We start from the raw sequence: 6,576 nt of genomic DNA, 5'->3' as shown, positions 1-6,576 counted from the left end.
TAGGACAGGCGACAGTAGATACCGGCCCGCTGGGGCAGCTTCTGGCGTGGGTACGACATGGCGAAAGTGTAGGTGTCTACCGCCGGGTTAGGGAGTTGCTGGCGGCCCTCAACACGGGGCACGAGGGCGGCTGCGGAACGGTTCACGCAAATGCCGCCGAGCACGTACCTGCTCGGCTGGAGGCGCTGGGGACTGCTGCGGGGCTGGACCGGACAGCGCTTCACAGCCAGCTGGCGGCGGCGTTGTCGGTGGTGGTCCATCTCGTCCGGGACCGCACCGGCCTGCGGAGGATCTCCGAGGTCCACGTGCTGGAACGCGATGGAGCGGGACTGGTCGTGACCGTTCCGGCCCTGCGCTGGGCAACCGCCCGATTCGAGCGGGAGCGGGGCTGGGAGCGGTTGCGGTCGCTGATCGGGGACGCCCGGTGAGCGGTACGGCGGTGGCGGCGCCGGACGTGGTGCGTGCGGCCGCGCTGTGTGCGGGGGTGGCGGTCGGGCTCGTGGTGGCCGGGCGGAGTCAAGGGCGCCGAAGAGCCCGTGTGCTGTTCGGTCTCGGGAAAGGGCGGGCGCCGCTGCGTGGGGGCTGGGCGGACGGCCGGGTCCGGTGGGGAGTGTGGTTGCGGGGGCGGCGGGAGTGGTTGTGCCTGCCGGTGGCTCTGGTTCTGGCTGTCCTCGGCGAGTCCGTGCTGCCGGTGGCCGCGGGGGCGGCCGCGATCCCTGTGGTGAGGCGGTGGCTGGGGAGAAGGGAGTTGCGCAGGGAGCGGGAGCGCCGGGCCGACGGGGTGGTGGACCTGTGTGGCGCTGTGGTGGGCGAGTTGAGGGCCGGGCACGAACCGGGGCAGGCGCTGCTTGTCGCGGTCCATGTCACGGGGGTGCTGGGCACCTCAGGGCCCGGGGTGTCGGCTGCGGCGCGGTTCGGCGGCGACATCCCCCGGGCCTTGGTGCAGGCGGCGGCTGAGCCGGGGCTGGAGGGGCTCGCGGGAGTGGCGGCCTGCTGGCGGGTGGCAGCGGACGGTGGTGCCGGGCTTGCCTCCGGTCTGGACCGGCTGGAAGGCGCGTTGCGGGCCGAGCGGCGCCAGCGGGAGGAGCTGAGGGCGCAGTTGGCCGGTCCACAGTCGACGGTCGTGGTGCTGGCGCTGCTGCCGGTGCTGGGGGTGGGGCTGGGGTCGGCACTCGGGGCGGATCCGCTGGCGGTGTTGCTGCACAGTCCCGTCGGGCTGGGCTGTCTGGTCGCGGGCTCATTGCTGCAAGCGGCCGGGCTGGCCTGGGCGACTCGGATCGTCCGCAAAGGAGAAGCGGCATGAGCGCCGTGGTGGGCGAGGTTGTCCACAGGGTGGGGGTGGCGGGGCTGGTCCTGGGCGCGTGTGTCCAGCCTGCGCTTGCTCTGGCGCGGCGCCGGACCGGGCGGCAGGTGCGCCGGCGCGGTCTGACGCTCCTGGCCGTGGGCCCCGCCGTTCCGGTGGCCCTGAGCCGACCTGCGGGCCGGCCGGGCGTGCACCCGGGCCAGATGCGGTGGCCGGTCTCCGGCACAGGCGTCAGGCAGTGGGCGGCACTGCTGGGTGCCGTTCTGACGGGATGGATCCTGGTGGGCGGCCCCGCAGGGTGGGTGGTTGGCCTGGCGGCGGCTGGTGGTACCTGGAGATGGCAGCGGGTGCGGCAGGGCCAGGCACCGCGAGCCGCTGCCGAGACGGCGGCGAGAGCAGCGGAGTCGTTGCGTCAGCTTCCGCTGGCGGCCGATCTGCTGGCGGCCTGCATCTCTGCGGGCGCCGGCCCGCGCGAGGCGGCCGAGGCGGTCGGGGAGTCGATGGGCGGGCCGGTCGGTGAGCAACTGGCGCGTACGGCAGCGGAGATCAGGCTCGGTGGTGATCCTGCCGTCGCCTGGGGGAGGTTCGGGGCGATACCTGGAGCAGCCGCCCTGGCACGTTGCCTGGACCGGGCCGGTTCGACCGGCGCCCCTGCGGCGGAGTCGGTGGCCCGGCTGGCCGAGGCGATGAGAGCCGAGAGGGCGAGCGTGGCCGTGGCGCGGGCTCAGCGGGCGGCCGTTCTGATCACCGCACCCCTCGGGCTCTGCTTCCTGCCCGCGTTTCTGACCGTGGGCGTGGCGCCCGTGGTGATCGGGCTGGCTGGAGGGTTGCTACAGCCCTGATAGCCCAAAAGATCCGGACAAGAGAAATTCATCCACATACACCAATTAATCGGGGGTTTTAAGTGATGCGTACCATCATGCGCTGGGTGCGAACCGTGGCGCGCAACGTTCGGGCGGACACCGGAATGACGACGTCGGAATACGCCGTCGGAACGATTGCGGCCTGTGCCTTTGCTGCGGTGCTTTACAAGGTGGTCACCAGTGCGCCGGTCATGGCACAGCTGCAATCACTGCTCAAGGACGCGCTCGATGCGAAGTTCTGAGCGAGGTGCCGGAGCGGCGCCGGGCTTCGGGGCAGGAGAACGGGCCGGGCCCGACGGGCCCGCCCGGGAAGGAGCCGGGCGGGCCGGGCGGTGGCGTGACCGCGGGGCAGTGACGGCGGAGGCAGCCATGGTGCTCCCGGTGATGGTGATCTTTGCGCTTGTCCTCCTGTGGGCGCTGATGGCCGCCACGGGCCAGATCCGGTGTGTGGACGCGGCGCGGGCCGGTGCCAGGGCGGCAGCCCGCTCCGAACCTGAGGCGCAGGTCAGGGAGGCGGCCCTGTCGGCTGCGCCCGAGCGGGCCAGGGTCGAGGTGGAGCGGGCCGGGCAGCTGTGGCGGGTCACCGTGACCGCACCGGCTCCCGGTCCCGGGCCGCTGGCCGTGACACTGAGCGCGGAAGCCGCGGCAGCGGCCGAGGACATGGCCGAGGACAGGGCCGGGGGCACGCCGGAGGCTGATGGCACGGCTGGGGCGGCGCCATGACGGCCTGGCCCGGTTCTCGAAGGACGGCCCGGGGGCCGAGCGGGCTGCGAATGCGCGGGAGGCCGCGGGATCAAGGGCTGGCGACCGTCTGGGCCGCGGTGACCACGACGACGTTGTGTGTGGTCTTCGCCGTCGTGCTGGCTCTCGGACAGGTGGTGGCGGTCCGGCACAGGGCCGCGGGCGCGGCAGACCTCGCCGCGCTGGCCGCGGCCGACCGGGCTCTGGAAGGAGCCGTTGCCGCCTGCGGGTCGGCCCGGAGCGTGGCAGCGGCGCAGGGGGCGGAAGTGGTGCGATGCGCCGTCCAGGGAGAGATCGCCGATGTGACGGCCCGGGTGCGCCGTGGTCCGTACGCGCCCGAGGTCAGGTCTCGGGCTGGTCCGCCGACGGCGGCGCCCACCGGCCGCTCGGGCCGTCCGCCTCCCCCGGGACGGGCGGGGAGGACCGGAGGAGTTCCGTGAGCAGGCGGACGGCGCCTCGTTTGTGCAGGGGTTCGTTGCCGTTGCCGCATTTGGGGGACTGGATGCACGACGGGCAGCCCGCGTCGCACTCGCAGGACGCGATCGCCTGGCGCGTAGCGGTCAGCCAGCCGCGAGCGGTGTGGAAGGCGCGTTCGGCGAAGCCGGCGCCGCCGGGGTGGCCGTCGTACACGAAGACGGTCGGCAGCAGGGTGTCCGGATGCAGCGGTACGGAGACCCCGCCGATGTCCCAGCGGTCGCAGGTGGCGAAGAGCGGCAGCATCCCGATCGACGCGTGCTCGGCGGCGTGCAACGCGCCGCCGAGAATCTCCGGGTTGATCCGTGCAGCGTCGAGCTGGTCCTGGGTGAGCGTCCACCACACGGCCCGGGTGCGCAGGGTGCGGGGCGGAAGGTCGAGTTTGCTCTCGCCCAGCACCTCCCCGGTGATCAGTCGGCGACGGAGGAAGGAGACGACCTGATTGGTCACTTCGACGGAGCCGTAGCAGAGCCTTCCGTCTCCCCAGGGGATCTCGGTGTCGGTGTCCAGGACCGCGATGGCTGTGGTGTCGCGTGCGGTCGTCGAGTACGGAGGACTGGCCTCCTCGACCAGGGCGACCGAGTCCTCCAGGTCCAGTTTCCGGACCAGGTACGTGCGGCCCTGGTGGAGGTGGACGGCGCCCTCGTGGACGGCCGTGTGCGCGGCTGACTCGTCGACGGTGCCCAGCAGTCTGCCGGTGCCCTCCTCGACGATCTGCACGGGGCGGCCGCCCTCGCCCCGGATGTCGGTGAGGTCGGCGGCCCGTTCGCGCCGGGTCCAGTGCCAGCCCGAGGTCCTTCTGCGGAGCAGCTTCGCAGCCTCCAGCTGTGGCAGAAGGCCGGCCACTGCGGGACCGAAGAGGGCCAGATCGGATGCGGTGAGTGGTAGTTCCGCGGCGGCGGCGCACAGGTGGGGAGCCAGGACGTAGGGGTTGTCCGGGTCGAGGACGGTGGACTCCACCGGCTGGTGGAACAGTGCTTCGGGATGGTGAACCAGGAAGGTGTCCAGCGGGTCGTCGCGGGCCACCAGGATGGCGAGGGCGCCCTGGCCTGCCCGGCCGGCGCGGCCCGCCTGCTGCCACAGCGAAGCCCTGGTGCCGGGGTACCCCGCGATGACGACCGCGTCCAGGCCGGAGACGTCGATGCCGAGCTCGAGGGCGGTCGTGGCGGCGAGGCCGAGCAGGCTGCCCGAGTGCAGTGCGCGCTCCAGGGCGCGGCGTTCCTCGGGGAGGTAGCCCCCGCGGTAGGCGGCGACCCTGGAGGGCAGGGACCGGTCGACCTCGGCGAGGCGTTCCTTCGCGATGACGGAGATGAGCTCGGCGCCACGCCGCGAGCGTACGAACGCGACGGAGCGCACGCCCTGCACCGTCAGGTCGGTGAGGAGATCGGCGGTCTCGGCCGTGGCGGTACGCCGCAAGGGGGCGCCCTTCTCGCCCGACAGCTCGGTCAGGGGAGGCTCCCACAGGGCGAAGACCAGTTCGCCGCGCGGAGAGGCGTCGTCGGCGACCTCGGTCACCGTGAGGCCGGTGAGACGGCCGGCCGCGACCGAGGGTTCCGCCGCGGTGGCTGAGGCGAGGAGGAAGACCGGATCGGCACCGTAGCGGGCGCACAGACGGCGGAGCCGGCGTACGACCTGGGCGACGTGCGAGCCGAAGACTCCCCGGTAGGTGTGGCACTCATCGATGACGACGTAGCGCAGGGCACGCAGGAAGGAGGACCAGCGCGGGTGGGACGGGAGTATCCCGCGGTGCAGCATGTCTGGATTGGTGAGCACGTAGTTGGCGTACTGGCGCACCCATTCGCGTTCTTCCACCGGAGTGTCGCCGTCGTAGACGGCGGGGCGGATCCCATTGCCCAGTGGAGCCGCCAGTTTCTTCACCGAGCGCCGCTGGTCGGCCGCCAGGGCCTTGGTCGGGGAGAGGTAGAGCGCCGTCGCCCCACGGCCGTTGGGGGCTTCGGAGCCGTCCAGGAGGGCGCTGAGGACGGGGGCGAGGTAGGCCAGCGACTTGCCGGACGCCGTGCCGGTGGCGATCACGACCGACTCGCCGTCCAGAGCGTGCTCCGCCGCGGCGGCCTGATGGGCCCAGGGATGATCGATGCCGGCCTTCTGGATGGCGGCGATCACTTCCGGACGGATGCGATCGGGCCAGATGGCATGGGTTCCCGCGCGCGGGGGCAAGTGCTCCGTATGAGTGATGCGCGAGGACCGGCCTGCCGCAGCGGCGAGCCGGTCGAGGACCACGTCGGGAGAGGGGCGGGAGCCCCCGCTTCCGGGCGGTTCGCTGGGGCGGTGATTCTTGGCCATCGGCACCGAGTGTGTCACTGGCAGGACGGACAATGGTCCCAAGGCGTCGTGCATGGCTGCCCGTAAGTGATTGAATGCCATCGCGGCTGGCGATCCGTCCCCTGGCTCCGCCGGGGAGACCGAGGGGCGACCGCTCGATAGCAAGGTGCTGGAGGATCCGTGGACCTGTCCTTGTCGACTCGCAATGTGTCCGGCCCTGGTGGCGACCGTACGGTCGTCGAGGTCGGTGGCGAGATTGATGTGTATACCGCGCCCAAGCTGCGCGAGCAGTTGGTCGAGTTGGTGAATGACGGCAGCTACCACTTGGTTGTCGACATGGAAGGCGTCGACTTCCTCGACTCCACCGGCCTCGGCGTGCTCGTGGGCGGTTTGAAGCGTGTGCGGGCCCATGAGGGTTCGTTGCGCCTGGTGTGCAACCAGGAGCGCATTCTCAAGATTTTCCGGATCACCGGTCTGACCAAGGTGTTCCCCATCCACACCACGGTCGACGAGGCCGTGGCGGCGACCGACTGACGTCCCGTCCGCGGTCGGGCCGGCTCTGCAGCCGGTCCGGCGGTGGCCGGTGCGACAGCGGTTCCGTACCAGGACGGCAGGGGTAACGGTGGCCGTTCATCGGTGACCGGCGACCCCGGTCGCTGGTGTCCGCCGTTCCTCCGTCACCCGTTCGGCGGTATGCGGCAGACTTTCATCTGCCGGCCGGCGGCCGGTCGCCATGCGACCGGTTCAGCGGTCGGCCGGGACAGCAGTCGAATCGGCGGCCCCGGTGACTACCGGGCGGCCGAACGAGTGCCGAACGGTGTCCGAATGTCGTCCGTCGGCCCGACGGCCGGGGTGGTGTGCGGTCGGTTCGGCACACCGGCGGGTCGGTCGGTATCGGCACACCGGCGGGCC

At 72.1% G+C, this 6,576-nt stretch carries 8 protein-coding genes; 7 read left to right on the top strand and 1 reads right to left on the bottom strand.

Features of this window, described 5'->3' with window-relative positions; all coding sequences use genetic code 11:
- The 6 genes from ACIQMX_RS41470 to ACIQMX_RS41445 form a co-directional block, all read left to right on the top strand.
- A partial coding sequence (locus tag ACIQMX_RS41470; protein ID WP_402486658.1) for an ATPase, T2SS/T4P/T4SS family occupies window positions 1-428 on the top strand: 428 nt, incomplete at its 5' end.
- Window positions 429-457: 29 nt separating this feature from the next.
- Window positions 458-1,303 (top strand): type II secretion system F family protein, encoded by an 846-nt coding sequence (locus ACIQMX_RS41465; RefSeq protein ID WP_363071746.1) that lies wholly within the window; start codon window positions 458-460, stop codon window positions 1,301-1,303.
- Window positions 1,300-2,145 (top strand): type II secretion system F family protein, encoded by an 846-nt coding sequence (locus ACIQMX_RS41460; protein ID WP_402486655.1) that lies wholly within the window; start codon window positions 1,300-1,302, stop codon window positions 2,143-2,145. Before ACIQMX_RS41465 ends, ACIQMX_RS41460 begins: the two co-directional genes overlap by 4 nt.
- A gap of 65 nt (window positions 2,146-2,210) precedes the next feature.
- Window positions 2,211-2,408 carry a DUF4244 domain-containing protein gene (locus tag ACIQMX_RS41455; RefSeq protein ID WP_363071692.1) on the top strand — a complete coding sequence of 66 codons (198 nt, stop codon included), beginning with the start codon at window positions 2,211-2,213 and terminating at the stop codon, window positions 2,406-2,408.
- Window positions 2,395-2,889: a TadE family type IV pilus minor pilin gene (locus tag ACIQMX_RS41450; protein WP_402486652.1), complete on the top strand. Its 495-nt coding sequence runs from the start codon at window positions 2,395-2,397 to the stop codon at window positions 2,887-2,889. The genes ACIQMX_RS41455 and ACIQMX_RS41450 overlap by 14 nt, the downstream gene beginning before the upstream one ends.
- Window positions 2,886-3,347: an Rv3654c family TadE-like protein gene (locus tag ACIQMX_RS41445; protein WP_363071688.1), complete on the top strand. Its 462-nt coding sequence runs from the start codon at window positions 2,886-2,888 to the stop codon at window positions 3,345-3,347. Before ACIQMX_RS41450 ends, ACIQMX_RS41445 begins: the two co-directional genes overlap by 4 nt.
- Here the strand turns inward: ACIQMX_RS41445 and ACIQMX_RS41440 are convergent.
- Window positions 3,250-5,766, bottom strand: coding sequence for a DEAD/DEAH box helicase (locus ACIQMX_RS41440; protein ID WP_402486648.1), 2,517 nt, complete (start codon window positions 5,764-5,766; stop codon window positions 3,250-3,252). The genes ACIQMX_RS41445 and ACIQMX_RS41440 overlap by 98 nt on opposite strands.
- A gap of 78 nt (window positions 5,767-5,844) precedes the next feature.
- Here ACIQMX_RS41440 and ACIQMX_RS41435 point away from each other — a divergent pair, with 78 nt between their 5' ends.
- Complete coding sequence (locus ACIQMX_RS41435) at window positions 5,845-6,198, top strand: STAS domain-containing protein (RefSeq protein WP_003967428.1); 354 nt, start codon at window positions 5,845-5,847, stop codon at window positions 6,196-6,198.
- The last annotated feature ends 378 nt before the right edge of the window (window positions 6,199-6,576 follow it).

The organism is Streptomyces sp. NPDC091416, assembly GCF_044756845.1.
Classification (GTDB): Bacteria; Actinomycetota; Actinomycetes; order Streptomycetales; family Streptomycetaceae; genus Streptomyces.
The sequence above is the reverse complement of the archived record's forward strand: the minus strand, read 5'-3'. Positions and strand labels throughout refer to the sequence as shown.